This is a genomic window from Yoonia sp. F2084L, from assembly GCF_023015625.1.
In the GTDB taxonomy this organism is placed as follows: Bacteria; Pseudomonadota; Alphaproteobacteria; order Rhodobacterales; family Rhodobacteraceae; genus Yoonia.
This window is the reverse complement of sequence record NZ_JALKAH010000002.1, coordinates 479,054-503,749: the sequence shown is the minus strand read 5'-3', so window position 1 is coordinate 503,749 and position 24,696 is coordinate 479,054. Positions and strand designations below refer to the sequence as shown.

Sequence of the window (24,696 nt, the reverse complement as noted above, 5' to 3'; positions counted from 1 at the left end):
GTTTGCGCATCGATTCGGCTTATGTTAAAAGAAATGTAATAAAAATAGCCTATTGGCGGGTACATGAGCAATCTAGACCGTTCCTTTTGGACGGGCCGCAAGGTCCGTATCATTGATCCGACTGCGATTGCGCAGGTTGGTGCGCTTTGCCTGCGTGACGGCAAGGCCGGGCAAGAGGTGTTATTGGTCAAATCCTCGCGCGGACGCTGGATCGTGCCCAAAGGATGGCCCATGGATGGGCTCACCGATGCAGAAGCGGCAAAGGTTGAAGCCTGGGAAGAGGCTGGTCTGCGCAAAGGCAAAGTCAGCAAAGCGCCGATTGGGGGTTATGTCACGGAAAAGCGGTTTGACGACGGCCGCACCGCGATCTGCCATGTCAGCGTCTACCGGATCGACGTCAAAGAGATGACAAAGACCTATCCAGAAGCGGACCTGCGGAAACGCAAGTGGATGCCGCTGAAAAAGGCGGCCAAGAAGGTCGATGATACTGGGCTGAAGGCGCTGTTGATGGCGCTAGAGTAGCAGCTGGCACGACTTTTTGGTACGATTGGCTACACCCTTTAACCAATTGCAAAACAAATCATGCGATCTTTTAGCGGCAGCGCCCCATCCGGAGGTGTATACCGCAAAGCATACCCCTGTGAGGGCGGTTGCGGCGCTGCCCAGCCAAACGGCCAAGCACCAAGCTAAGGTAACGCCGGTTAACAAATGGTTAATCTGTGTGCACTACGAACAGAGCATCCGCCATATTGATCCTTTTTTGCCGTTTGATTGAATTCTGCGGGCAAACCGATATCTGATCACTGTTCGTTTTGCTCTGCCCACTAAGCAACGATAACAACCTGACCCGTAATAGCGCCCTCTACACATTTGGCATATGCGAGCCCGACATCGCGCGATGGCACGGGCTTATGGCCTGCAAACCATTCCCCGTAACGCGGAGCAGAGACATCCAACAGTCCCGGGCTGACGACATTCACACGCAGGCTGCGCGGCATTTCGATCGCAGCACTCGTCACAAAGCCCGCCAACGCACCGTTGGCCGTCGCGGCGTTGGTCCCCATGCGGATCGGGTCGCGATCAAGAACACCGCTGGTCAGGGTGAATGATCCGCAATCCGCAATCACGTCCAACCCAGCAAGAACTAGATTGATCTGTCCCATCACCTTTTGCCGAAGACCGACCATGAAGGCGTCTTGATCAAACTCAAGCAACGGCGCAAAGGTTGCATCGCCCGCACAGGACACCACCGCGTCGAAAGTACCAACCTTCTGGTACAACGCTTTTACGGCATCTAAATCGGTCACGTCCACGCGGTAATCTCCGCCAGAACGCCCAACGGTGACAATGTCGTGCCTCTCGCCAAGGTCCTTACATGCTGCCTGCCCAATATCGCCGGCGGCACCCACTACGATGATTTTCATCCCGGATCCTCCAATGCCTTATCATACCGTTCGCATCGCGGTTGATGGCCCGCGGCCCTTATTCACCGGGACGGCTTCACGCTATCGACCTGTCCCCTTAAACCCCCAGACAATACCGCATAATCGCCTTTTGCGCATGCAGTCGATTTTCGGCCTCATCAAAGATCACCGAATGGGGGCCATCCATCACACTGCTTGTTGCCTCATCATCGCGGTGCGCGGGAAGACAATGCATGAACAGCGCATCATCCTTGGCCTTGGCCATTAGCGCATCGTTCACCTGATACCCCCGCAATTGATTGTGCCGCCGTTCGCGTGCTGATTGCGGATCATGCATGCTGACCCAAGTGTCCGTGACCACCAGATCAGCCCCCTGAACGGCCTCATTTGGATCCCGTACGGTTGTATAGAGCCCTTCAAGCGCGGGTTCGGGGTCAAGCGGCGGCGGGCCGGTAAAGACCAGATCAAATTCGAACTGTTTGGCGGCATGCGCGAAGCTGGCAAAGACGTTGTTACCATCGCCTGACCAGACGACCTTTTTGCCTTTGATCGGACCGTTGTGTTCTTCAAACGTCATGATATCGGCCATGATCTGACACGGGTGGGTGCGGTTGGTCAGCCCGTTGATGACCGGCACAGTCGCGTATTCGGCCATATCCAGCAGAGTTTGTTCCTCAAACGTGCGGATCATGATCAGATCGACGTAGCGCGACAGCACGCGCGCGGTATCGGCGATGGTTTCACCATGGCCCAGCTGCATGTCGGCCCCGGACAGCACCATCGTTTGCCCGCCCATCTGGCGCACGCCGACATCAAAGGACACGCGTGTCCGTGTCGAGGGCTTTTCAAAGATCAGCGCCACCATGTGCCCCGCCAGAGGTTGCTCGGCATCTGGCGTGCCCTTGGGTTTGCCTGCGCGCGCTGTCTTCATCGTTTGCGCGTTGTCGATGATGCCCCGCAGGGCGTTGGTCGGGGTCGTATGAATATCAAGAAAATGGGTCATGAGTTTCGCTTTTGTTGGGCCGCTTGGGCCGGAGAATTCAAAGATGTGTCATCACTTGCACAAGGCGTCCGTCGCGCGTTGATGCCAATCGTCGGTTCATGAAACCGGCCTGTCGATAAATGCTGATGGCCCGCGTGTCGGTCGTATTCGGACCCACAGCCACCATCGGATACCGCAACCGCATGTCACGCACGCGCGCGTCGATGTATCCCGCCGAATGCCCCTGCCCCATGAAATTCGTATCCCCCACAAAGGTCGCCATTACGCGTGTGCCCTGCGGCAGGTCCGCATATTGCGGCATATCAAAAGCCCGCGCATCGTGATCGTGGATATAGGCAAAAGGCTGGTTGATCAGGCTGACCACCCACATATCAATGCTTGATTTGTTCATATCCTGTTGCATCAACGCGAGCTGTTTATCCGCATCAGGCCACCAGACTTTGACATGCGCCGTGTCAAGCCAGCGGCGCATCAAAGGCAGGTCAGCCTCGGTCAGGGGACGAAACGAATAGTTACGCATTGGCCTCCTTCACGCGGGATGCGACGGCATCAAGCTTTTCTGCCGCAAGCCCGATGTCTTCATCGGTAATGTTCAACGCAGGCAATAGCCGCACGACATTGTCGGCGGCAGGGACAGTCAGCACACCCTCAGCAAAGCCTGCACCCACCACATCGGTGTTCGTCGCTTTGCATTTCAGCCCCAGCATCAGGCCGGACCCGCGCACGGCTTCAAAAACCTCAGGATACGCCGCAACGACGCCTTCCAGTTTTTGCCGCAGCAGCCCCGCCTTGCGATTAACCTCGGCCAGAAACGCATCGTCGCCGACGATCTCCATCACTTTGGCGCCGACCGCACAGGCCAGCGGATTGCCCCCATAGGTTGATCCATGCGTGCCTGCGGTCATGCCCGATGCCGCGTTTTCGGTGGCCAGGACCGCACCCAATGGAAAGCCGCCGCCGATGCCCTTGGCAACCATCATGATGTCGGGTGTGATCCCGGCCCATTCATGCGCAAAAAGCTTACCGGTCCGGCCCATGCCGCATTGTACCTCGTCCAGTATCATCAGAATGCCATGTTCATCGCACAGATCGCGCAGTCCTTTGAGACATGCATCCGGCAAGGGGCGTATGCCGCCTTCGCCTTGGACGGGCTCAACCATGATCGCAGCAATCTTGTCCGAGACTGCCGCTTGCAGGGCATCGTGGTCACCGAACTCCAGATGCGTGAACCCGGGCAAGAGCGGGCCAAAGCCTTTGATCATTTTCTCAGAGCCGGCAGCGGCGATACCCGCACTGGAGCGACCGTGGAAGGAACCAGAGAAGGTGATGATCTGGGTTCGATCCTGAGCACCCTTATCAAACCAATACTTCCGCGCCATTTTGACAGCGAGTTCACAGGCTTCCGTCCCGGAGTTGGTGAAGAACACTGTATCCGCAAAGGTCTTTTCAACCAGCGCATCAGCCAACTGCTGTTGCGCGGGGATATTGTAGAGGTTGGAGACATGCCACAGCGCATTTGCCTGCCCTGACAGCGCCTCAACCAATGCGGGGTGCGCATGGCCCAGCGCATTGACCGCGATCCCCGCGCCCAAATCAAGAAAGCGTCGCCCGTCAGCTTCCACCAGCCAAGAGCCTTCCCCGGACACAAAAGTCAGGGGCGCACGTGAATAGGTCGGCAGAATAGATGCGATCATAGCGATCTTCCTTAAACGTAAGCTCGATTGGTGCAGGACCAATTGCGAGGTGTCAATAATGTTAGGGGTTTACGATGGACGTGGCAAAAGGACGGCGCGCATTAGCGTCGGCGTCGAATTTCATATGTCGCAGCATTCATCATAGCGCAGTGGTAGCCCAGTTGATTTGCAAAAGGAAGTCGTAAATCCGCAAAGCAACCTATGGCTGCAATTAGGCACGGCTTTGGGCGTGTGCTAAACTCTGTGCGTTCAAAAATGGAGCATCTCATGACACATCCTGACCTGACCGCACTCGTTGGCACGACCAAAGGGGCCTTCTTGATTGATGGATCAACCGATCGCGCAACATGGTCTGTACGTGGACCATTCTGCGATGGCTGGTCGATTGGGCACGTCGTGGCCGACCCCGCCTCTGGCCGTATTTGGGCAGGCGGCGGTGGCGATTTCTTCGGCGCCGGTATCTGGTGGTCGACAGACCACGGGCAAACATGGGACCTCACCCGACTGACCAAAGGCCAAATGGACGATTGGGCTGCAAATGACCCCGATTTCGCCAAGATGATGGGCTGGACCGGAGAACCACTACCCTTTGAGGACGCATTCACCGATATCTGGTCGCTGCATTTTGCGCATGGGGTGCTTTATGCGGGCGCCAAACCTGCGACCTTGTTGCGCAGCACTGATTTTGGGCAAACGTGGGAAAAGGTGGATGCTCTGACCGAACACCCTTCGGCCAAGGACTGGAACCCCGGCGCCGCCGGATTGGTCCTGCATACGATTGTGACGGACCCGCATGATGCAAAAAAACTCTGGGTTGGCATCTCTGCTGCGGGCGTCTTTGCGTCAGAGGATGGGGGTGCAACATGGGAGCGGCGCAACCGCATGACCAACGCCGCCGCCTGCGAAGGGCACGACCATCCGGCCGCGCCGAGCGATGGCGAGGTTGGACATTGCGTGCACAACATGATGCGCGCACCGGGTGATGGTGATCTGCTTTATCAGCAAAACCACCATGGTGTTTGGCGATCGTCTGACGGTGGCCGCAGCTGGGACGATGCGAATGCGGGGCTGCCCTCAACCTTCGGTTTTCCGATCCGGGTGCATCCGCGTGACCCGGATACGATCTGGACCCTGCCCCTGAATGGCGACAGTGCGGGGCGATACCCCCCTGATGCCGCAGCTGCCGTCTGGCGATCACGCGATGGTGGCACCAGTTGGGAAGACGGCCGCAACGGGCTACCGCAAGAGGGCTGCTTCTTTACCGTATTGCGGCAGGCGATGGGCGGAGACCAACAAGACCCTGCGGGCGTCTACTTCGGTTCCAACAGTGGGTCCGTTTTTGGCAGCTTTGATGAGGGCGACAACTGGCATGAAATCGCACGACATCTGCCCACGATCCTGAGTGTCGAAGTTGTGGACTACGCAGCGCAAAACCAGCCGTTGCCGCTCTTGTAACTGCCCGCTTCCGGGTTCACTGATGCGTCATGACCCTGCGCGCGGCCAATCCACCTGTTGCCGTAGCTTTCATGCTGACGGCGACCGCGTTTATCGCGGGAACAATGCTGATGGCAAAGGCCTTGGGCACCGATGCGCTTGGCCCACCCCTGCATCCTTTGCAAATCAGCCACGGGCGGTTCTTGTTTGCCTTTCTGGCGATTGCATCGGTCGCCGCGGTTTTGCGCCCCAAGATATCGCGCCCGCATTTTGGGCTGCATATCGGGCGCACGCTGTTTGGCTGGGGTGGTGTAACGCTGATGTTTGCTGCGGTGGCCTTCATCCCGCTGTCGGACGCAACCGCGATCAGCTTCCTTAACCCGGTGTTCGGGATGCTTCTGGCAATCCCGCTGCTGGGTGAAAAAGTGGGGCCTTGGCGTTGGTTTGCCGCCTTTACGGCACTGCTGGGCGCGCTCATCCTGTTGCGTCCCGGCCCGGAGAGCTTTCAACTGGCGGGTCTTTTGGCGCTGGGGGCGGCTGTCGTCATGGGGATGGAGCTGATCTTCATCAAAAAGCTTGCCAATCGCGAAGCGCCGCTGCAAATCCTGCTGATCAACAACACGATTGGCCTGTGCATCGCAACATTGGCGGTTTTGCCGGTTTGGGTCATGCCAACGCTGTCGCAATGGGGGGCGCTGGCCGCACTAGGCGTTCTGATGGCCTCGGCGCAGGCCTGTTTCGTCAACGCGATGGCGCGGGCCGACGCGAGCTTTATCACACCGTTCAGTTATGTGACTCTGATCTTCGCGACGCTCTATGACCTGATCATTTTTGACGTTTGGCCCGACGAGATCAGCATTATTGGTGCCATGATTATTCTGAGCGGTGCCAGTATCTTGGCGTGGCGCGAACGGCATTTACGCAAATAGTTCTGCAGCGGTTCATCACCCATTAATCATGGTCAAAATCCGGCCATGTTTCTAAGTTACGCGCAAAACCATGAGTGAGGTTTACGAGTATCGTCGCGCACCCGGCAAGGGTGTCATCTGGCTGGCATTGATCGGTTTGGTCGTCTTGGTCGTTGCTATTGTTCGCTATGAGGTGGAAAACCTGCTGCTTTTCACAGGCATCTTGGCCGCTGTGACAGTGACTTGGTTCTTCATGCGCAAGCCGCCTTCCGGCATACGGATCGACGCCGATTATCTGGTGCTTTCGGCCTGGCGTCATCCGCGTCCGATTTCCCTGGATGACATCGCACACCTGCGTGTCAGCGACGTGCGCTTTGAAACCGAAGTCTGGATTGTCTACCGAAACGGTGATGAAGAGGCGATTTTCTCAGGCGATTTGCCAGACATTGACACACTGATTGCGGTGATGGCCGAACGGGGTATTCCTGTGCGTGACGTGACCTAAGCCTTCAACCGATAGCCCGTCTGCATCCAGCGCAGGCACACGCCCAGTACGACGATGCAGGCTGCACTCACCACCAGCAAACCCACCCAGGGGCTGCTGTCGCTGACCCCGATCATCCCAAACCGAACCCCGTCGATGATGTAAAAGAACGGGTTGGCGTGGCTGAGGGTCTGCATCAGTGGCGGAAGGGCTTCGATGGAATAAAACGTACCCGACAGAAAAGCCAACGGGGTGATCAGAAAGTTTGAGATCGCTGAAAGCTGATCGAACTTATTGGCATAGATCCCAGCGATCATGCCCAGCCCACCCATCAGGATCGACCCCAGCAGAACAAAGACAATAACCCACACCGGTGCCTGCATGCCAACGCCAAGAAACAGCGCTGATCCAAGCGCGATCACAATGGCCACCAAGGCCCCGCGCGCAACGGCCCCACCGATATAGCCCGCCACCAGTTCCGCCGCAGACAGTGGCGGCATGAGTGTATCAACGATATTGCCCTGCACCTTGGCCGACGCAAGGCTGGAGGATGTATTGGCAAAAGCGTTCTGGATCACCGTCATGGTCAGAATGCCCGGCGCCAGAAACACCATGAAGGGTACACCCATCACCTCGCCCCGTTGGGACCCAATGGCGATCGTGAAGATTAGCAAAAATAGCCCTGCATTAATCAGCGGTGCCATCACAGTCTGTGACCAAACGTTCATGAAGCGCCGGATTTCCCGGCGCGTCAGCGTCCATGTCCCCAGCCAGTTCACCCTGCCAAAGCGGCGCACGCCCATTTCGCTATTTTCAATCATCACGGTCATCCTTATGCGACTGCCGACATAGCGGATTGTGCTGCGATGGCCAGCCCTGTGGTAGAAGATCGTCATTGTGATAGGGTCTGACGCAAAAGGAGCAAATCATGCGCATCTTATTGAGCATCGTATTGGCCTGTTGGACCGCATCGGCAACAGCGGATGAAATTGATCCGTTTTTTCCTGCTCTATATGCTGTCACCGGCGTCGCGGAAAATGACACCCTGAACATCCGGGCCGCACCAGATGGCGATGCCGCTGTGATTGGTGCGTTGGCACATGACGCACGCGATATCGAGGTCATCACACTTAGCCGCCAAGGCGGCTGGGCGCTTGTCAATGCGAGCGAAAATGCGGGCTGGGCCGCCTTTCGCTTTCTCAATCGGCAGGACCAGCGCGTTATGTCGCTGGGCCTTCCCGAGGGTCTGAGGTGTTTTGGAACTGAACCCTTTTGGTCCATAACATTTGGTGGTGGTGCCGTGCTGGACTATGCAACGCCCGGAAGCATCATGCGCCATTCCATCACATCAATGTCGCCCGCTCCCGAGAATGTCTCGGTTGCTGAATTCGGATACCGGTTCGTCTGGCAGTCGCAAGGCGAGGATGTCACGGCCCACATCCTGCCCGGCCGCTGCTCTGACGGGATGAGTGATCGCATTTACGGGCTGCACTATGTCGACAATCAGCGGCCAAGTACGGGATGTTGCAGCCTGAACTAGGCGACAATCATTGCAGCAGATTGCCAGAACTTGGCGAAAACCGCCTTGCCCGGGTTCACATCACCTGCTGCAATGATTAGTATGCTGAAGACTTGATCATGAAGGGCCCGATCTTCGTAACGTAAGATCCCGCCGGAAAACCAAAGGAATTCATATGTCCTGGACAGACGAGCGCGTTGAGACGCTCAAGAAAATGTGGGGCGAAGGCCAATCCGCAAGCCAGATCGCCAAGGAACTCGGCGGTGTGACCCGCAATGCCGTCATCGGCAAGGTACACCGTTTGGGGCTATCGAACCGGGCAGGCTCTGGCGGATCTGCATCCAAAGCCGCACCAAAGGAAAAACCTGCAGCGGCCGCGAAACCAGCAGCTAAACCGGCACCCAAGCCAAAGGCGGCCCCAGCGTCGATGCCGCCCAAAGAAGAGCCGGAGCTGGATGAGAACGGGATCCCGATCTCAGCCGCGCGCCGTGCGATTATTCCTGCCGGTCAGCCATTGCCACCACAGCCTTCGGCGAATGAGATCAGCCCAGAGGCGCTGGCCAAGGTCAGTGAGGTCGAAAAGACGGCCAAGCGCATCAGCCTGATGGAACTGACCGAGAAGACCTGCAAATGGCCTGTTGGCGACCCCGCGACCGAGGATTTCTGGTTCTGCGGTCTGGCCGTGCAGCAAGGCAAGCCATACTGCGAGGCCCATGTCGGCGTGGCCTTCCAGCCAATGTCGTCACGGCGTGACAGGCGGCGGTAACAAACAACGATCGATGTCTGCGCATGCCGTTGCGCAGCGAACACAAAAAGGCCCGCCCAGAATAACGGGGCGGGCCAATTCTTTTCAAAGGCGTATCTTAGAACGAGAACGACACGCCAGCTTTGATCGTGATGTTTGAATCGACACCGATCATCGCACAGTCCTCGCCATCGAACCCATCCGGACCGTCACATTCCTGCGTCGGATCCTGCGTGTACTCATCATCGTTCGAAGTAAAGTACAGGGTTTCAACCTTGAAGCTGATGCTGTCAGACAACGCATGCTCAACACCCAAACCAACCACGGCGCCAAGGCGCGTGTCGCTCAGGTCAAAGCTGTCTGGGTCGTCCGCATCCGGCTCGTTGTGAACCAGGTCAGACTGGACAGCGCCCAAACCGGCAGTTGCATAGAGCAAGCTGTCACCGGTTGCGATACCAGCGCGGCCACGTAGCGTGCCCATCGCGCTGATGCTGGAAGCAATCGTGCGGTAGCCATCCGAGGTGATCGACTCATCGTTCGAGTACGCCGCAACATCAGCAACAACACCGTAGACAAAGCTGCCATTCTGCCAGTTGTAACCAGCGTGACCACCAAGACCAGCACCCAATGAAACGGTGTCGAAAGTGCCACCGAATTCATCATAGTCAACGTCGGTGATGCTGGCTTCATTGGCCATGGCACCAAGGTCGATACCGGCGTAGGGACCAGACCAATCATGCGACGCGGCTAGTGCACCTGAACCCTGAGAGCGATCGCTTGCACCGATGTAATAATTCACACCAGCCGATACCGCCAAAAGGTCAGCCGTGCCCTTGTACACTTCATTGTCGTCGATTGCGTCTTCTTTGCCATCAAACAAGGTGTAGGATGCTTCGGTTGTCCACGACAGATTGCTGTTGATGAACTGTTCGACGCCTGCACCGACTGTGATCCCGGTATAGGTATCGCTGGTGTCCCCATCGAAGAATTCATAGTTGTTTTCGACATCAGCCGTTGACACGCCGCCAAGGACGTAAAGCAACGTATCACCTGCGGCGACACCGGCACGACCACGCAAGCTGACAATTTGATCCATTGAGGTGACAACATCACCTAAACCCTGACTAAAATCATAGCTTTCGCTCAGATCGCCAGCGTTCACTTTGGCTTCGACACCAAGAACTGTTGCGCCCATTTGCCAGTTGTAGCCGCCTGAGATACCTGCAAGCGCGCCTGAATTTCCGACATCATAGGTACTACCAAATTCCTCAAAGTTAACATCTGTCGTTGAAATGTCGGCAAAGGCCCCACCAAGCTGTCCTCCGACATAGGCGCCCGAGAAATCAGCCGGCGTACCATTCGCCGCTGTTGCCGCGCCATTGCCCGCAACATCGCCAAGTTTGTAGTTCACAGCCAAGCTGAGCGTGTGGATGCGGTCATTGATGCGCAGGGTGAAATCATTCGGATTGGTGCTGGAATTTTCACCAAAGATGTTGGTCTGGAATGCGCCTGCGACCGAAAGACGTTCGTTGATGGCTTGCTCAAGACCGAATCCAAGTGCGACACCAAGCTTTCCATCACCCAGATCGGGCCATGTATCATCCACATCGTTAAATTCAGTCCACGACCGTTCAAAGTTGGCATAGGCCAGACCGGCGGTTGTATAGACAACCGTGTCACCAACAGCATGACCAACGCGGCCACGCAAGCTTGCCAAAAGGTCAACATCATTCTGAATCTGCACATCGCTTGAATAGATGTATTCTTCTGAGTTGGTCAGGTAGCTCAGGTCAGCGGCTATACCTAACAAAACGTTGTCGCTAACAATGTTGTAGCCGCCAGTTACACCAACTGAACCGCCCAATGACCGCAGGTCAATCGTGCTGCCGAACCAGTCATAATCGACGTCTTCATAAGTTGTTTTGTGCTGAGTGGAACCGAGTTGTACACCAGCGTACCAACCGTTCCAATCGTGGCCCGTGTCTTGGGCATATGCAGTGCTGACTGACATCGCCAACACACTGCTCGCGGAAAACAGTATCCGTTTCATAATAATCCTCATTAAAAATAGGCAATTACCCAGAACGCCTAATTGCGCCCCCGAGGCATACGTTAACCATTAGTTACCCTACGTTTCAAGTCGGTTTTCTTGTCTCGTCAACAAAACCAGACCAGTCATCACGCCAAGAGGCTCAGACGGCTTGCTGCCGCCGTGACGCAAAGCCCAAAGCACCCAGACCCGCCAAGAGCAGGAGTGCCGATGCAGGCAGTGGCACAGCTGCAATCTCATACTCTAGGTTATCAATCGCGCCGGAATTGCTGCCAAAGTCGAATGTCAGCGCGGTCACGTTCTGCCAGTTCAACAAACCGGAGTTAGTGATGTAGTTGTCGAAAGCACGGCCTCTAGGCTGACCGACCGACACGCCATTACCGTTATCATCACTGACAAAGACCATCTCATCATCGAGAAAATCAAATCCAAGGAAGTTGATGGCTTGTGAGAAGGTGAATGTGATCCACCCCCCGTTGCCATCGTCGTCGGGCGCGTTGTCATGCTCTTGAATGATCAGCGCATTGCCGACGTTGATGTCGTAGACATTGCCGTCCATCGTGAACGGCCCTTCAAGATCTGGATCCTGCGTCCCGGTCAGCCCGGTGTTGAACACCCAAGCCTCGTCCGGCGCGCTGGAAGAGTTGCCGTTCGCGGTGACGCTTGCCGTGACGCCACCGCCCAGATTGATGCTGGTGACATTTTCGCCATGCGTGAACTCATCAAAGGTCAGTGTAGCTGCGTTTGCGGCCCCGGAGAAGCCAAGTGTTGCTGCAACTGCAGCCAATAAAATTGTTCTCATATGAACCCCACATACGGTTAAAAACACAAAAAGATCGCTTTCAATAACGTCACGATACGCGCGTCAAAGTGTTAATCAAGTGTTAACGCTGCATGGGTCTCAATTGTGATCAGCGATGTCCCAAAATGGGAAACAAATTGCACCATGGTCCGCTATTTCGCATCATTGCGGAACAATGCCGTACCAAACGGCAGTTATACCATCTTCTTATTGCCTGATTCATGTGCGTGAACGGCCATTTTCAATGGGCTCACCTCACGCTATACGCCGCATATGACACAAAACCCACCAAGCCTTCGCCCAGACCTCGCGCCTGCTGCGAAAATCACAGATGCGCCGCGCGCCGGCCAGCCCACCATTGGCATGGTCAGCCTAGGCTGCCCCAAAGCGCTTGTAGACAGTGAACGCATCCTCACGCGGTTGCGGGCCGAAGGTTACGCGATCAGCCCCGACTATGCGGGGGCCGAGGCTGTCATCGTGAACACCTGTGGGTTTCTGGACAGCGCAAAGGCCGAAAGCCTCGATGCCATTGGCGAGGCGTTGCGCGAAAATGGCAAGGTCATCGTGACGGGCTGTCTGGGGGCGGAACCGGACTACATCCGCGAACATCACCCACAAATTCTCGCCGTTACTGGCCCGCATCAATACGAACAGGTGCTGGATGCCGTGCACGCCAACGTGCCGCCCGCCCCTGACCCATTCATCGACCTGCTACCCGCCAGCGGCGTCAGCCTTACACCGCGCCACTACAGCTATCTGAAAATCTCCGAAGGCTGTAACCACAAGTGCAAGTTCTGCATCATCCCCGACATGCGCGGGCGGCTCGCATCCCGCCCAGCCCACGCGGTGCTGCGCGAGGCGGAAAAGCTGGTGGAGGCGGGCGTGAAAGAACTCTTGGTGATCAGCCAGGACACCTCTGCCTACGGGCTTGACCGCAAATACGACGTGAACCCGTGGAAAGACGGCGAGGTGCGCAGCCATATCACCGATCTGACGCGCGAGCTGGGGCAACTTGGCGCTTGGGTGCGCCTGCACTACGTCTACCCCTACCCCCATGTGCGCGACCTGATCCCCATCATGGCGGACCCGTCCAACGGCGTGCTGCCCTACCTCGATATCCCGTTCCAACACAGCCACCCCGACGTGCTGCGGCGCATGGCACGGCCTGCGGCGGGGGCAAAAACGCTGGACGAGATCGCGGCATGGCGCGCGCAATGCCCCGATATCACCCTGCGCTCGACCTTCATCGTCGGCTACCCGGGCGAAACGGAGGCCGAGTTCCAACACCTGCTGGACTGGCTGGACGAAGCGCAATTGGACCGGGTTGGCTGCTTTCAATACGAAAACGTCGCCGGGGCGCGCAGCAACGCCCTGCCTGACCATGTGGCATCTGAGGTCAAACAAGACCGCTGGGACAGGTTCATGGCGAAAGCGCAGGCGATTTCGGCGGCCAAGCTAGAGGCGAAGGTGGGACGCACGCTTGAGGTGATCGTGGACGACATCGATGAAGATGGGATTGCAACCTGCCGGACGTGGGCGGACGCGCCGGAGATTGACGGGAATTTGTTTATCGATGAGGGGGTTGAGGGGTTGACCGTGGGGGTCAATATACAGGTTGAGGTTGAAGAGGCCGGAGAGTATGATTTGTGGGGTAGACTGCTTACCGGCTAGGAAAACAATTGAAATTTATCTACTGTGACGAAACCAACATGGAAACAAGAGACGGCGACTTCCTTATATATGGCGGTCTAACAGTCGACGATGATAAGTTTCAGAGCTTAAACGACAAAATTTGGCTAATCCGGGAAAAGTACAAAATAGATCGTTCAGAGAAGCTCAAGTTCAATCCCGGACCAAAACACCTGTTACATCAGGAATTCATAGGACTAAAGTCCGAATTAATAGAGGCAGCATGCGATCACGCTTGCCAATTTCTAGTTTACCACGTTCTTCATGATCTTGTTACGGACGCTGATCTTGGTCGCCGCAATGGCATTAATGAGATTTGTCTGAACTTCTCCTATTTGTTGAAGGCTGCGGATACCTGCGGCATGGTCCTTCTTGATCGCTTCAATGACCTTGGTAACAAGATCGACGGGCATCTTACTGAAAAATTCTCTATCGGCCTAACTGGACTGCCTCATTCTGAGCAGTTTCGGTTGGATAGAGTTGTCGGATTACACTACTCTGCGATAGGGCAATCTCATATGCCGAGTTTGATCGACATTATACTCGGTTCTTACCGGTTTGCCCTTAATAGTCACTGCAGAAATGAAGCAAAACATCACGTAAGTGCCGGCAAAATTCTTAAATCATTGCGGCCACTATTTCCTTCTGATCGAGCCGGAGCAGGCATACCGAGGATTTCCATTTCGTTTAGCCCGCTAGATATCCGAGTTCCACCATTTAAGGTTAAGTACACGAACGCGATTGATTTCTTGAGATCAAACGGCCTCGACATCCAGCAAAAGTATGACTAGCTGCTTGCTGGAATTTTCAGGTAAGAATGCCGCCCGGCCCACGCCGGGCAGCGGCCGACCTCCCCCCGGAGGCCGCTTTTGCAAAGTCATTCACATAAAGCAGCGTCGGATGCGTGGCACTTGCCCCGCCTCACACTCCCCTGACACAGCGCCCTCCAGGTCGGCCGCAGCCCTACCGTTGCTTTCCTTGGCTTCGGTAGCTCGCGTGGGTTTCACCCACCCTACACCACCTCCAAATAAACCCGCACCGCATCCTGCACCCTGCGAAACCGATCCCCGCCCAGCTTCACCCCGCCGAACCACCGTGTCACCACGATGATGTGGCCTTCCAGCCCTTCGCGCTCCAGCATCCGCAGGATGACCATGCCTGCGCCGCTTTCACCGTCGTCATTTTTCAGGGGGCCGTCGGGCAGCAAAACCGCCCATGTGTTATGCGTCGCTTTCGCAAACTTCTTGCGGCGGCACAACTCTTTGACAAAGGCCCGCGCGTCCTCTGCTGACGTCACGGGCCCGCCGCTGACCGCGTATTTTGAGCCGCGGTCGCTTAGTGCGTTTTCAATAACCTTCAGGCGCTGGTCCTCGGATCAGGACGTGACCTCGCGGGCGGCACCATAGTTGCAGCCGCCGTGTTCGCCCAATCCCTTCATGGGCGATGCGGTTTCAGTGACCTGCGCGCAGGCGTTCAACCCGGCATCCCATGCCATGCCGACAGGGCAGCTTTGTGATTGGGCCAGCGGTTCGGTTGGTGCGGGCAATGTGGTGTTCTGGGCCGTTGCCGCCATCGGCAGCAAGGTAAAGGCGAGTACTGTGAGACGCATGATGTCCTCCTGCGGTGCTTTCCTGACAACAAAACTAGCCCAATGGGCCAATTTTTCAACTGTCGCGCTGTCGCAGCCCTTGACCCACATCAAGGCTAGCCGCTGCAAACACCGGTAAGCTTGTCCCAAGCTATAAAGGAGAGGGACATGAAAGACACCGCTGTAGACACCAAACCAAAGCCCCGTCGCACGCGGCGCAAACCCGCGTCGCTGCCCAAGCTCGCCCGCCGTCCCTACGAGGCCGAAAAGGCCGAGTTGCAGGCCGAACTGCTCAAGGTCCAACTTTGGGCGCAGGAGACCGGTCAGCGTTTTATTCTACTGTTCGAAGGTCGTGATGCGGCTGGCAAGGGCGGCACTATCAAGCGCTTTACCGAACACCTCAACCCGCGGGCGGCCCGTGTCGTTGCCCTGAACAAACCCACGGACGAAGAACGCGGTCAGTGGTATTTTCAGCGCTACGTCAACCACTTACCCACATCGGGCGAGATGGTTCTTTATGACCGCAGCTGGTACAACCGTGCCGGTGTTGAACGGGTCATGGGCTTTTGCGAACCTGAAGAATACCTCGAATTCATGCGCCAGACGCCTGAGCTGGAGCGGATGCTGACCCGCTCGGGCATTCGCCTTTACAAGTATTGGTTCTCGGTCACGCAGGACGAGCAGAAGCTCCGCTTTGAATCGCGTGCAACAGACCCGCTGAAGCAATGGAAGCTGTCGCCTATAGACAAGGCCAGCCTTGATAAATGGGACGACTACACCGAAGCCAAGGAAGCGATGTTCTTTTATACTGACACTGCCGACGCGCCCTGGACGGTCGTCAAATCCAACGACAAGAAGCGTGCGCGCCTCAATTGCATGCGCCATTTCCTGTCGACATTGGACTATCCCGGCAAAGATCTTACGGTCGCGGCACCGCCACAGCCCGAGATTGTCGGCAGTGCCAAAAAGGTCATCCACCGGGCCGACCACATTCTGGGCACAGCGTTGCATCCAGAAACGCGGCGGACGAAAGCGTAGCAACACGGGCGCCGTCGTATGCGGCGCCCGCCCGACATGGTGGCCTGACAGCTACGCGTCTTGCTGACTGACCGCGCTTGGGGTTTAACCCGTCCCATGACCACGAAGCAGTCATTCACCCGACAACAGATCACTGTGCTTTTCGTCTGTGTGGCGATCTTTGCGCTTGGGCAATTCCATCGCGCGTCTGGCGGTGTTTTTACCCCGATCCTGATGGACCGTTTCGCGCTTTCTGCGGCGACGGTTGGTGGGCTTGTCTCGGCGATGTTCTTTGCGACCATCGTGTCGCAGGTCCCCTTCGGTGTTGCCCTTGACCGTATTGGTCCACGGATTGTTCTGAGTGTCTGTATCCTGATCATCGCCTTGGGCACCGGAGGCTTTGCGATTGCTGACAGCTTTGATGTTGCAGTGGTGTCGCGTGTCCTGATCGGCATCGGCCTCGCCGCGATGGGAGCCGCCACCCATGTGATCATTGCGCGAAACTTCATAACCAAAGATTTTGGCTACATCAGCGGCCTTGTGGTGACTTTGGGCGGGATCGGCGGGCTTCTGGGCACCTACCCCCTCGCTGTCGCGTTAGAGCGGTTACCGTGGGGGGCCGTGTTTGGAACCGTTGCGGTTCTGACGATGCTTCTGGCCGGGGGTGTTTTTCGCGCGATCACGCCCGGACCTGCTACGCCAGCGGATACGACGACTACAGAAGCGCGCGGTGGATACCTGACCCTTCTGCGACAGCCTGAATTTCTGAAGATTCTGGTGCTGGGCACCGTCACATTTGCGCCGATTACAACGATCACGGGCCTTTGGGGCGGACCGTTCCTTCAGGACGTGACGGGCCTGACGGCAGAACAGTCAGGTGCGGTGCTTTTGTTGCTTTTCTCCGCAACGATAGTGGCGGGCTATGTTTTCGGGCTTCTTGACCGCAATGCGGCCTCGCGTCGGGCGTTGATCGGTGTTGCATTCAGCGTCTCGGCACTCAGCCTGTTCGCACTGGCCGCGATTGACGAACCACCCGCAGGTCTGGCCATAGCCTTGCTGGTGATCATGGTCTTTTGCCAACAATTCTACATCCCGCTTGGCGCGCATATGCGCAGAAGCGTGCCAGATGATCTGCTGGGGCGCGCATCTACGCTGTTGTCGCTGGTGTCAGTGGCCGCCATACCCCTGATGCAACTGGCTTTCGGCGAGATCCTGGATGCAACGGCCCGCTGGGAGTTCACCGTCACGGATCAATATCGCATGGCATTCGGTGCGATGGGTGCTTTGATACTGGTTTCAGGGCTGGTCTACATGACAGCGCGGAATGTGAACGATACGAACACACCATAGACGCTTCATAGATAAAGCGGTTAGTAGACTGCGCTCTTAGGCCTGACGCAATTCTGCAAAAGTCTCGCGGTTCACGCAGTACTCTGGCGCCCGTGCAACATGCTCTTCCTGTCGCATCAACCGATCGCATCTGTCAACTTCCGTGCAGCCGCGGCAACCAGTGATCATGTCGGCCCAGTCGGCCACGTTGATCTGTCCATCATCCAGTGCGGTCGATAAATCGACCTCGCAGGCTTTGGCCATCTTAATGACGCGCCAGAAGTGTTCGCGGGGGTCACCCAAGGTTTGCATCTTTGATCCTCCGGTTGCGGATGGTCATTGCATAGCATCCCACCCGCACCGTGCGCTTTGCGCTAGATCAAGTCAGTAAGAGGACCCCACGCCAGTATTGATCGCCTGCACCAGCGACGCCTCAGCCCAAGTGTCACGCCCGCCACGCATGCGGATTTCAGTCAACTGCGCCTGCGCCAGCACCATATCGCCTGATGCGACATACCCCTGCCCCATATAGGATCGGGCCAGCAGATTGTCCGGGTCAGCCTCTAACGCGGCGTTATAGTACTGCATACCAAGTGCGACACGGCCCGCCTTGCGATGCGCAAAACCGTAGTAGGTCAAGGCAAGCGGCGCTTGCGGGTTCTCTAGCGTGTCAAGCACATCAAGTGCGGCCTGATAGTACCCGGCATAAGCCAACTCGCGCACGTCATTCAGCCGTGCGGTATCGTCATTTGTGCTCTCGGCAGGATCCATGCAACTTTCCGTCGCAAGATCCCAGACCAGACCTTCGGCACAAGTCGTCGTGGTTTCGGACGGCTTCGGAGCAGTGTCGCCCCCACCACCTGCGGCAAAGGCGGCCATTGGGAACAAAGCAAGGGTCAAAGTGGTCAGGCGCATCGGTGTCTCCATCGTTGGTTGATTGATAGATAGCTTTCGTGGGCGTGGAGGAAAGTGGGGGGGTGTGAAAATGCGGTTGGGGGGGGGGTGGATGTCTGCTTTAATCCCTGATTTGCCAATCATCGTTAGTTGCTGCGGCCATTTGTTCTTTATACGTTCTAATAGACCTACCGAGGCGGAATGGATGGAGTCAGCATGAGACCTACTTTGAGAACCAAGGCAATTGCGATCTGCAATGACAAGATTGCAAAAAAGGGCGAAACGGTTGGTCTTTCTTTTTACGCCTTTTTTGCCAATAAAAATGACAATCCTCAGTTGCTGATGGAAGCGGCAGAATGGTGGATTAAAACCCACGAGTTGAATCACTTTGAGAAAGCCGTAAAGATCCGAGACATGATCAGTTCAGGCGTTTAAAGCGCAACAGTATTATCCTCAAAGCCCCAATGTCACCAAAGCACGCAGCTTTGCGCTGCTTCTATCACCACACCAACCCAACAAGCACACAAACCCACGCCACCCCAACCCCAACGGCGGTTACGGCCACGGCGGCTGATCCGCAGTCTTTGGCGTGTTTGGCTGCATCGCGTTTTTCGGTGCTGATATCATCGACCACCCGCTCAATCGCGGTGTTCATGCATTCTGCGGCCAGCACGATGATGCCACCCATCAAAAGCATCCCACGCTCACCCGCGCTGAGCGGCAAGGCAAAGGCCAAGATCGCAAAGACGGCATTCGCGACCAACCATTGCATCAACGACCCTTCGGTTTTGTAGACATGTGCAAAACCGTCCCATGACCAGATCGCCCTTTGCCTCACCCGCAGAATTTGCTGCCACATCACTGTTATCCCTTTGGTTCCGGCCTGACTTTGGGCGATCTGTCGTGTCCTGCCAAGCCTGACACTGACCTAACGAAACATTTGACGAACCCTGTGTTCTGGCTACCCTTTACACATCCCAATGAGGAAAACGCATGTATCCGACCTATGCCCGCTCTGAACGCATTGCCGATGGGACCATGCATGCCGTGGGCGTGTTGGGGGCGATATCGGGGGCAATCGTACTGATCGTCTGGACTGCCGAGGCCGCAAGTGCCGCCCAGATCGCGGCGATTTCAGTCTACGGGGCCACGTTGATTGCGACCTTTGTTGCATCAGCCTTTTATCACATGACCCCTTGGGAGGGCATCAGACCGCTGCTGCGCCGCTTTGATCACGCAGCAATCTACCTTAAGATCGCAGGCACCTACACACCGCTGGTCGTCATGATCGGCACTTGGTTTGCCTATGCTGTGCTCGCGGTCGTTTGGGGATTGGCGGTCATTGGCATGGTGCTCAAGATATTTTTCTGGCGCACACCGGGGCGGTTTGGGCCGGCGCTTTACCTGATCATGGGCTGGCTCAGCCTTGCGCTGATCTGGTCGCTTTGGCCGATTGTGCCTGTTTCGGCAATGGTGCTGATGGCGGTGGGTGGCCTGCTTTATACGGCGGGGGTGCCTTTCTACGCCAGTGAAACGATGAAGTTTTCCATTGCCATTTGGCACGGATTTGTCGTGACGGCCTCTGCCTGTTTCTTTGCCGCTATCGCGATTGCAACGGCAGCAATGATCTAGTCCAGAAACGCCCATGTATCTGCGCCGTCGAAATGGCGTACACGCACGGTCGTGATGACCTCAGGATCAGCCAACCGCAAATTGACGGCCATCCGGGCATCCGGCTCTGTCGGTTTCAGATTTTCCCAATGAGGCGTGCAGCCGCAGATATTACAACTGTGAAACGCCAAAGACTTTTCACCCCAGGCATAGCTGATTGTCGGACCAGTCACCTTGATCAGGGGCACCTTGGCATAAATCCACAATGCCCCCAGCCTGCGGCAGATCGAGCAGTTACACGAAGTGGTCCAACGCGGTGTGTGATTGTATTCATAGTGCACTGCTTCGCAGTGGCAGGATCCCGTAATCATAAGAGCACGTCCTTTCCCTAGGGTAAGGAATGCCTGACCTGACAATAGGTGCATACCTCACCTAAGGTTATCTTAAGGCGCGATGTTGCGCCCTGCGAGGCAATTTTCGCCTTGGGTTAAAGAGTTATTTCAGAATTTAGGCGGTCCCGATGACCAGTTTTATTGTTTTTTATGGTCCAACGTTTTTTGACGCCATCGGGATCGCCGGCTTTGGGCTTTATGTCCTGAACTACACCATGCTGACGTTTCAGCGCGTCAAATCGGAAAGCATTTCGTACTTTGTCGTCAATGGTGCCGCCGCCTGCATGGTGCTGATCGGCCTGACCAACGCGTTCAACCTCGCTTCCGCGATGATCCAGATTTTCTTTATCTGCATTTCCGGCGTTGGGATCTTGATACGCCTGCGCGAACGGCATGCAGCCAAGTCGCAGTTGCAGTACTAAAGACCGGCCGCAACCCGCTGCACTGTCCTCAACCGGTCCGCGTTCGGCGGGTGTGTTCCCAAAAACTTGTCACCCGGATCAGGGATACGGAAAAAGAACTGCGCGCCGTTGAGCGGGTCAAACCCAGCCGCCGCCGCAATCTGCGTGCCCAGCGCATCCGCTTCCAGTTCAAAGTCCTTGGAATACGTCCGCGCACCGACCGTAGCGCCGATCCTTTGTGCGCTCTCGATCGCGCTTGCATCCGTGGCTCCCAGCGCCCCCGCCAGAGTGCCGATCAACATGCCCCCCAAGGCCGCATTCTGCCTCTGTTGCGCAATATGCCCTTCGATGTGATGTGCCGCCTCATGGGCCATGACAAAGGCCAGTTCATCGCGGTTGCGCGCCTCGGCGATCAGCGGCACCGTAAAGCCAATGATGGGCCGCCCGCTGCGATCCAGCGTTTGAAACGCATTCACGCCTTGACCGGGTCGGTCGTCGACCACGATCCGAAAATCGCAGTTCACGCCGCGGGTCCGCGCGCGACAGAATTGTTCGGCCACAGGCTCGACCCGGCGCACGACGAACTCGAAATTATTCACTGCCTGCCGCTGCGACAGTTGCGGCGGCGTTGGGTTAGCTTGAACGGCAGGGGTGCTTGGCACGTTTTGCACCGCAACCGGCGTGCAGGCCCCCAAGCCCAGCATCAAAACAATCGGCAATAGACGCATAAAAGCCTCCGCGAAATCTCAGTTGTTGGAGGATAGCTTAGCATCTCTTGTACTGACAACCAGTGTCGATTGCGCCGCACCATATCGAGGGCTAGGCTATATCCATGTTTACAATCGAACACGACTATGACGCCACCGTCGTTACCCTTGTCGACGAAGGCAAAGCCCCGCTAAAGGAGGATGTGATCATCAATGCCTTTGATGATTGCATCACGATCACACAAGTTGATCCGCGCAGCGATGAAGTGGTGCGCATCACGCTGTCGCTCACTCAGTTGCGGGACTTAGAGGCGGCCTTGGATCTGCCTGAAGGCATCTACCAATTGCGCAAGGGTTAGGCATGGCATGGTCGCTTCCTGATGCCGTCATGACAAGCGCTGGGCCTGTTGCCGCCGGGTCGGCAGGCACGGGCCCGCCGCTGGTGCTTGCACATGGGTGGCCGTGGTCATCCTTCAGCTGGCACCGGCTGATCCCAACACTGGCGCAGACCCGTACGGTTCATTGGTATGACATGCCCGGCTATGGCCGTTCGGGTATGGACCCGGACCAACCAACGGGGTTGGATGTGCAGGGGGCTGTCTTTGCCGAGATGCTGGCCCATTGGGGGTTGGAGCGACCGGCGGTTCTGGCGCACGACTTTGGCGGCGCCGTCACCCTGCGCGCCCATCTGCTGCATGGCTGCGACTATGCGCGTCTGCTTTTGATGAATGTGGTGGCGGTTCGGCCCTGGGGGTCCGATTTCTTTGATCATGTCGGACGGCATGTGGATGCTTTCATGGGGCTTCCGCCGCATATCCACAAAGGGCTGGTGACCGCCTACATCAAAGGCGCACTTGCCCATGATATTGCGGCTTCGGATTTGGACGCATTGATCGCCCCTTGGCTGACCGAGGCCGAAGCGGGATCGTTCTACCGTCAGTTTGCTCAGGCTGATGAACGGTTTACCGCCGAGATTGAGCCACTGTTTAGCGATATCCGCTGCCCGACCCAGATCATCTGGGGGGCCGATGACCCGTGGATCCCCCTCGCCCGTGGCCAGACACTGCATGATATGATCCCGCACGCCGGGTTCACCACCCTGTCCGGTCTTGGGCATTTGCCGCAACTCGAAGGCCCCGCGCAGGTACTGGAGGCCGTTCAGACCTTCCTTCACTCCGATCACGAACAGGATAAACAATGACGACAGGCTTTTTCTGGGACGAAAAGTGTTTTTGGCACGGAGGCGGGAACTACGCAGGGATGTTGCCGGTGGGCGGGTTGGTACAGCCACTGGACGGCGGCCTGCCCGAAAACCCTGAAACCAAGCGGCGGCTAAAGAACCTGATCGAGGTAACCGGGCTGGCCGCTGAATTGTCGATGCTGGGCGCTGCCCCAGCCACGCGCGAGGATTTGCTGCGCGTCCACCCCGCAACCTATCTTGATCAGTTCAAGGCGCTGTCTGACGCAGGCGGCGGCGAACTGGGCCGCCGAACACCCTTTGGGCCCGGCGGCTATGAACTGGCAGCACAATCCGCCGGACTGGCCAAGGCGGCTCTTGCGGCGGTGCTGCGCGGTGACGTGAGCAACGCCTATGCCCTGTCCCGCCCGCCGGGGCATCACTGCCTGCCTGATTACCCCAACGGGTTTTGCCTGCTCAATAATATCGGCATCGCGATTGAGGCCGCCAAGGCCGCAGGCTTGGCCCAGCGTTTTGCCGTGCTCGACTGGGATGTCCATCACGGCAACGGCACTGAGGCGGTGTTCTATGATCGCGCCGATGTGCTGACGGTGTCGCTGCATCAGGACCGCAACTATCCGATGGATACCGGCGCTTTTGCAGATCGCGGGACGGGTAATGGTGAGGGCTTCAACCTCAACATCCCGCTGCCCCCCGGAACCGGGCATACCGGGTATCTGGCCGCCATGGACCGGCTCGCCCTGCCCGCCATCCGCGATTTTGCGCCTGACGTGCTGATCATCGCCTGCGGGTTTGATGCGGCGGCCAACGATCCTTTGGGCCGTATGCTGGCAATGGCTGAGACGTTTACGCTGATGACCCGGCAAGTCATGGCACTGGCGCAGGATGTCTGCGGCGGCAAGCTGTTGATGGTGCATGAAGGCGGCTATTCAGAAACCTATGTGCCGTTCTGCGGGCATAACGTGCTGCAAGAGATGTCCGGCAGCGCAATCACAGCCCCCGACCCGTTCGCCGAAGTGTTTCCGCTGCGTCAACCGGATGCGCGGTTCGATGCTTTTCTTGATGGCTGGTTGGCCGAGATGGAAGCGGTAATTTAGTGTCCGTGATTTTGCGCGGCTTTCGCTACAGCGTCTACACGCGCATTGCCGCCATGGTTTTGCGTGAGAAAGGCGTGGGATACGACATTGAAGAAGTGGATCCCTTTACCCCGCCGCTTCCCTCAGACTATCAAAAGCGCCACCCCTTTGGTCGGGTTCCGGTTCTGAGCCATGGCGCTACCGATATCTACGAGACCGCAGCAATTACGCGATATGTCGATGCTGCGTTTGACGGGCCTGCGCTGACGCCGAAATCTGCCATTGCGCAGGCGCGTCTCATGCAGGTGATCGCGATTATCGACAACTATGGCTACGTCCCGATGATCCGACAGGTCTTTGCCCACCGGGTCTTTCGCCCTGCCGAGGGATTGGCTTGCGACGAAGACCTGATCACCGAAGGGATAACAGCGGCAGAGCCGGTGCTTGGTGCATTGAACAAGATCGCGGGCCAAGGTGACGTGCTGAACCCGGGCAGCATCACCTTGGCTGACTGTCACTTGGCACCCGTGCTGGCCTATTTCGCCATGGCCCCTGAAGGTTACAGTGCGCTGGAACAGCATAATGCGCTCTATGACTGGTGGACCAGTATCGCCACACGACAAAGTCTGATCGACACAGATCCCGGTCTGCCCAATGGGGCTTCAACACCCGACATTTGACCATCTGCCTGTTGCGGCCACTCGCACAGATACATATCTGATGCGAAACGA

At 56.9% G+C, this 24,696-nt stretch carries 31 protein-coding genes; 17 read left to right on the top strand and 14 right to left on the bottom strand.

Annotated elements, in window-relative coordinates; translation table 11 throughout:
- Positions 1 to 63: 63 nt before the first annotated feature.
- Positions 64 to 522, top strand: coding sequence for an NUDIX hydrolase (locus tag MWU60_RS08035; protein ID WP_247226725.1), 459 nt, complete (start codon positions 64 to 66; stop codon positions 520 to 522).
- A gap of 302 nt (positions 523 to 824) precedes the next feature.
- Here MWU60_RS08035 and MWU60_RS08030 read toward each other — a convergent pair whose 3' ends face one another.
- From MWU60_RS08030 to MWU60_RS08015, 4 genes are all read right to left on the bottom strand, one after another.
- Positions 825 to 1,424 carry a short chain dehydrogenase gene (locus MWU60_RS08030; RefSeq protein WP_247226724.1) on the bottom strand — a complete coding sequence of 200 codons (600 nt, stop codon included), beginning with the start codon at positions 1,422 to 1,424 and terminating at the stop codon, positions 825 to 827.
- Between the two features lie 97 nt (positions 1,425 to 1,521).
- Positions 1,522 to 2,427 (bottom strand): ornithine carbamoyltransferase, encoded by a 906-nt coding sequence (argF, locus tag MWU60_RS08025; protein ID WP_247226723.1) that lies wholly within the window; start codon positions 2,425 to 2,427, stop codon positions 1,522 to 1,524.
- 37 nt (positions 2,428 to 2,464) lie between these two features.
- Positions 2,465 to 2,947, bottom strand: coding sequence for a GNAT family N-acetyltransferase (locus MWU60_RS08020; RefSeq protein WP_247226722.1), 483 nt, complete (start codon positions 2,945 to 2,947; stop codon positions 2,465 to 2,467).
- Positions 2,940 to 4,121 (bottom strand): aspartate aminotransferase family protein, encoded by a 1,182-nt coding sequence (locus tag MWU60_RS08015; protein WP_247226721.1) that lies wholly within the window; start codon positions 4,119 to 4,121, stop codon positions 2,940 to 2,942. Before MWU60_RS08015 ends, MWU60_RS08020 begins: the two co-directional genes overlap by 8 nt.
- Positions 4,122 to 4,388: 267 nt before the next feature.
- Between MWU60_RS08015 and MWU60_RS08010 the strand changes: the two genes are divergently transcribed.
- The 3 genes from MWU60_RS08010 to MWU60_RS08000 all read left to right on the top strand — a co-directional run bounded on the left by MWU60_RS08010 (position 4,389) and on the right by MWU60_RS08000 (position 6,968).
- The gene (locus tag MWU60_RS08010; protein WP_247226720.1) at positions 4,389 to 5,576 is read left to right on the top strand and encodes a sialidase family protein; all 1,188 of its coding nucleotides are present in this window, start codon (positions 4,389 to 4,391) and stop codon (positions 5,574 to 5,576) included.
- Positions 5,577 to 5,605: 29 nt separating this feature from the next.
- Positions 5,606 to 6,484, top strand: a complete 879-nt coding sequence (locus MWU60_RS08005) for a DMT family transporter (protein ID WP_247226719.1) — start codon at positions 5,606 to 5,608, stop codon at positions 6,482 to 6,484.
- Between the two features lie 70 nt (positions 6,485 to 6,554).
- Entirely contained in the window at positions 6,555 to 6,968 is a 414-nt protein-coding gene (locus MWU60_RS08000) for a hypothetical protein (protein WP_247226718.1), read from the top strand.
- Here MWU60_RS08000 and MWU60_RS07995 read toward each other — a convergent pair.
- A complete protein-coding gene (locus tag MWU60_RS07995; protein WP_247226874.1) occupies positions 6,965 to 7,768 on the bottom strand; it encodes an ABC transporter permease in 804 nt (267 codons plus the stop codon). The genes MWU60_RS08000 and MWU60_RS07995 overlap by 4 nt on opposite strands.
- A gap of 107 nt (positions 7,769 to 7,875) precedes the next feature.
- Here MWU60_RS07995 and MWU60_RS07990 point away from each other — a divergent pair, with 107 nt between their 5' ends.
- Entirely contained in the window at positions 7,876 to 8,487 is a 612-nt protein-coding gene (locus MWU60_RS07990; RefSeq protein WP_247226717.1) for a hypothetical protein, read from the top strand.
- A gap of 154 nt (positions 8,488 to 8,641) precedes the next feature.
- Positions 8,642 to 9,232 carry a GcrA family cell cycle regulator gene (locus MWU60_RS07985; protein ID WP_247226716.1) on the top strand — a complete coding sequence of 197 codons (591 nt, stop codon included), beginning with the start codon at positions 8,642 to 8,644 and terminating at the stop codon, positions 9,230 to 9,232.
- 97 nt (positions 9,233 to 9,329) lie between these two features.
- Here the strand turns inward: MWU60_RS07985 and MWU60_RS07980 are convergent, their stop codons facing one another.
- A complete protein-coding gene (locus MWU60_RS07980) occupies positions 9,330 to 11,261 on the bottom strand; it encodes an outer membrane beta-barrel protein (RefSeq protein ID WP_247226715.1) in 1,932 nt (643 codons plus the stop codon).
- A gap of 142 nt (positions 11,262 to 11,403) precedes the next feature.
- Positions 11,404 to 12,063 carry a VPLPA-CTERM sorting domain-containing protein gene (locus MWU60_RS07975; protein ID WP_247226714.1) on the bottom strand — a complete coding sequence of 220 codons (660 nt, stop codon included), beginning with the start codon at positions 12,061 to 12,063 and terminating at the stop codon, positions 11,404 to 11,406.
- Between the two features lie 273 nt (positions 12,064 to 12,336).
- Here MWU60_RS07975 and rimO point away from each other — a divergent pair, with 273 nt between their 5' ends.
- Positions 12,337 to 13,734 carry a 30S ribosomal protein S12 methylthiotransferase RimO gene (gene rimO / locus MWU60_RS07970; RefSeq protein WP_247226713.1) on the top strand — a complete coding sequence of 466 codons (1,398 nt, stop codon included), beginning with the start codon at positions 12,337 to 12,339 and terminating at the stop codon, positions 13,732 to 13,734.
- A gap of 8 nt (positions 13,735 to 13,742) precedes the next feature.
- Entirely contained in the window at positions 13,743 to 14,543 is an 801-nt protein-coding gene (locus MWU60_RS07965; RefSeq protein WP_247226712.1) for a hypothetical protein, read from the top strand.
- Between the two features lie 221 nt (positions 14,544 to 14,764).
- Here the strand turns inward: MWU60_RS07965 and MWU60_RS07960 are convergent, their stop codons facing one another.
- Both MWU60_RS07960 and MWU60_RS07955 read right to left on the bottom strand, forming a co-directional pair.
- Positions 14,765 to 15,112 (bottom strand): YigZ family protein, encoded by a 348-nt coding sequence (locus MWU60_RS07960; protein WP_247226873.1) that lies wholly within the window; start codon positions 15,110 to 15,112, stop codon positions 14,765 to 14,767.
- 15 nt (positions 15,113 to 15,127) lie between these two features.
- The gene (locus MWU60_RS07955; RefSeq protein WP_247226711.1) at positions 15,128 to 15,361 is read right to left on the bottom strand and encodes a hypothetical protein; all 234 of its coding nucleotides are present in this window, start codon (positions 15,359 to 15,361) and stop codon (positions 15,128 to 15,130) included.
- 147 nt (positions 15,362 to 15,508) lie between these two features.
- On the opposite strand from MWU60_RS07955, the gene ppk2 reads away from it, so the two are divergent.
- On the top strand, positions 15,509 to 16,378 hold the full coding sequence (ppk2, locus tag MWU60_RS07950; protein WP_247226710.1) for a polyphosphate kinase 2: 870 nt from the start codon (positions 15,509 to 15,511) through the stop codon (positions 16,376 to 16,378).
- 96 nt (positions 16,379 to 16,474) lie between these two features.
- Positions 16,475 to 17,707: an MFS transporter gene (locus MWU60_RS07945; RefSeq protein WP_247226709.1), complete on the top strand. Its 1,233-nt coding sequence runs from the start codon at positions 16,475 to 16,477 to the stop codon at positions 17,705 to 17,707.
- 36 nt (positions 17,708 to 17,743) lie between these two features.
- Here the strand turns inward: MWU60_RS07945 and MWU60_RS07940 are convergent, their stop codons facing one another.
- Both MWU60_RS07940 and MWU60_RS07935 read right to left on the bottom strand, forming a co-directional pair.
- Positions 17,744 to 17,998, bottom strand: a complete 255-nt coding sequence (locus MWU60_RS07940) for a DUF6455 family protein (protein WP_247226708.1) — start codon at positions 17,996 to 17,998, stop codon at positions 17,744 to 17,746.
- 72 nt (positions 17,999 to 18,070) lie between these two features.
- Positions 18,071 to 18,601 carry a tetratricopeptide repeat protein gene (locus MWU60_RS07935; RefSeq protein ID WP_247226707.1) on the bottom strand — a complete coding sequence of 177 codons (531 nt, stop codon included), beginning with the start codon at positions 18,599 to 18,601 and terminating at the stop codon, positions 18,071 to 18,073.
- Positions 18,602 to 18,796: 195 nt separating this feature from the next.
- Here MWU60_RS07935 and MWU60_RS07930 point away from each other — a divergent pair, with 195 nt between their 5' ends.
- Positions 18,797 to 19,015, top strand: a complete 219-nt coding sequence (locus MWU60_RS07930) for a DUF6500 family protein (protein WP_247226706.1) — start codon at positions 18,797 to 18,799, stop codon at positions 19,013 to 19,015.
- 64 nt (positions 19,016 to 19,079) lie between these two features.
- On the opposite strand, the gene MWU60_RS07925 is transcribed toward MWU60_RS07930, so the two are convergent.
- Entirely contained in the window at positions 19,080 to 19,439 is a 360-nt protein-coding gene (locus MWU60_RS07925) for a diacylglycerol kinase (protein ID WP_247226705.1), read from the bottom strand.
- Positions 19,440 to 19,573: 134 nt separating this feature from the next.
- Here MWU60_RS07925 and MWU60_RS07920 point away from each other — a divergent pair, with 134 nt between their 5' ends.
- Entirely contained in the window at positions 19,574 to 20,212 is a 639-nt protein-coding gene (locus MWU60_RS07920) for a hemolysin III family protein (RefSeq protein ID WP_247226704.1), read from the top strand.
- Here the strand turns inward: MWU60_RS07920 and MWU60_RS07915 are convergent.
- Positions 20,209 to 20,562, bottom strand: a complete 354-nt coding sequence (locus tag MWU60_RS07915) for a GFA family protein (RefSeq protein ID WP_247226703.1) — start codon at positions 20,560 to 20,562, stop codon at positions 20,209 to 20,211. The two genes, MWU60_RS07920 and MWU60_RS07915, sit on opposite strands and share 4 nt — an antisense overlap.
- Before the next feature lie 149 nt (positions 20,563 to 20,711).
- On the opposite strand from MWU60_RS07915, the gene MWU60_RS07910 reads away from it, so the two are divergent.
- Positions 20,712 to 21,005 carry a hypothetical protein gene (locus MWU60_RS07910; RefSeq protein ID WP_247226702.1) on the top strand — a complete coding sequence of 98 codons (294 nt, stop codon included), beginning with the start codon at positions 20,712 to 20,714 and terminating at the stop codon, positions 21,003 to 21,005.
- On the opposite strand, the gene MWU60_RS07905 is transcribed toward MWU60_RS07910, so the two are convergent.
- Positions 21,002 to 21,712, bottom strand: a complete 711-nt coding sequence (locus MWU60_RS07905) for a M48 family metallopeptidase (protein ID WP_247226701.1) — start codon at positions 21,710 to 21,712, stop codon at positions 21,002 to 21,004. The two genes, MWU60_RS07910 and MWU60_RS07905, sit on opposite strands and share 4 nt — an antisense overlap.
- Positions 21,713 to 21,816: 104 nt before the next feature.
- On the opposite strand from MWU60_RS07905, the gene MWU60_RS07900 reads away from it, so the two are divergent.
- Genes MWU60_RS07900 through MWU60_RS07885 form a run of 4 tightly spaced genes read left to right on the top strand, consistent with a single transcriptional unit; the run spans position 21,817 to position 24,645 of the window.
- Entirely contained in the window at positions 21,817 to 22,050 is a 234-nt protein-coding gene (locus tag MWU60_RS07900; protein ID WP_247226700.1) for a hypothetical protein, read from the top strand.
- A gap of 2 nt (positions 22,051 to 22,052) precedes the next feature.
- Positions 22,053 to 22,892 carry an alpha/beta hydrolase gene (locus tag MWU60_RS07895; RefSeq protein ID WP_247226699.1) on the top strand — a complete coding sequence of 280 codons (840 nt, stop codon included), beginning with the start codon at positions 22,053 to 22,055 and terminating at the stop codon, positions 22,890 to 22,892.
- Positions 22,889 to 23,986 (top strand): class II histone deacetylase, encoded by a 1,098-nt coding sequence (locus tag MWU60_RS07890; protein WP_247226698.1) that lies wholly within the window; start codon positions 22,889 to 22,891, stop codon positions 23,984 to 23,986. The genes MWU60_RS07895 and MWU60_RS07890 overlap by 4 nt, the downstream gene beginning before the upstream one ends.
- Positions 23,986 to 24,645, top strand: coding sequence for a glutathione S-transferase family protein (locus MWU60_RS07885; protein ID WP_247226697.1), 660 nt, complete (start codon positions 23,986 to 23,988; stop codon positions 24,643 to 24,645). Before MWU60_RS07890 ends, MWU60_RS07885 begins: the two co-directional genes overlap by 1 nt.
- Positions 24,646 to 24,696 lie beyond the last annotated feature (51 nt).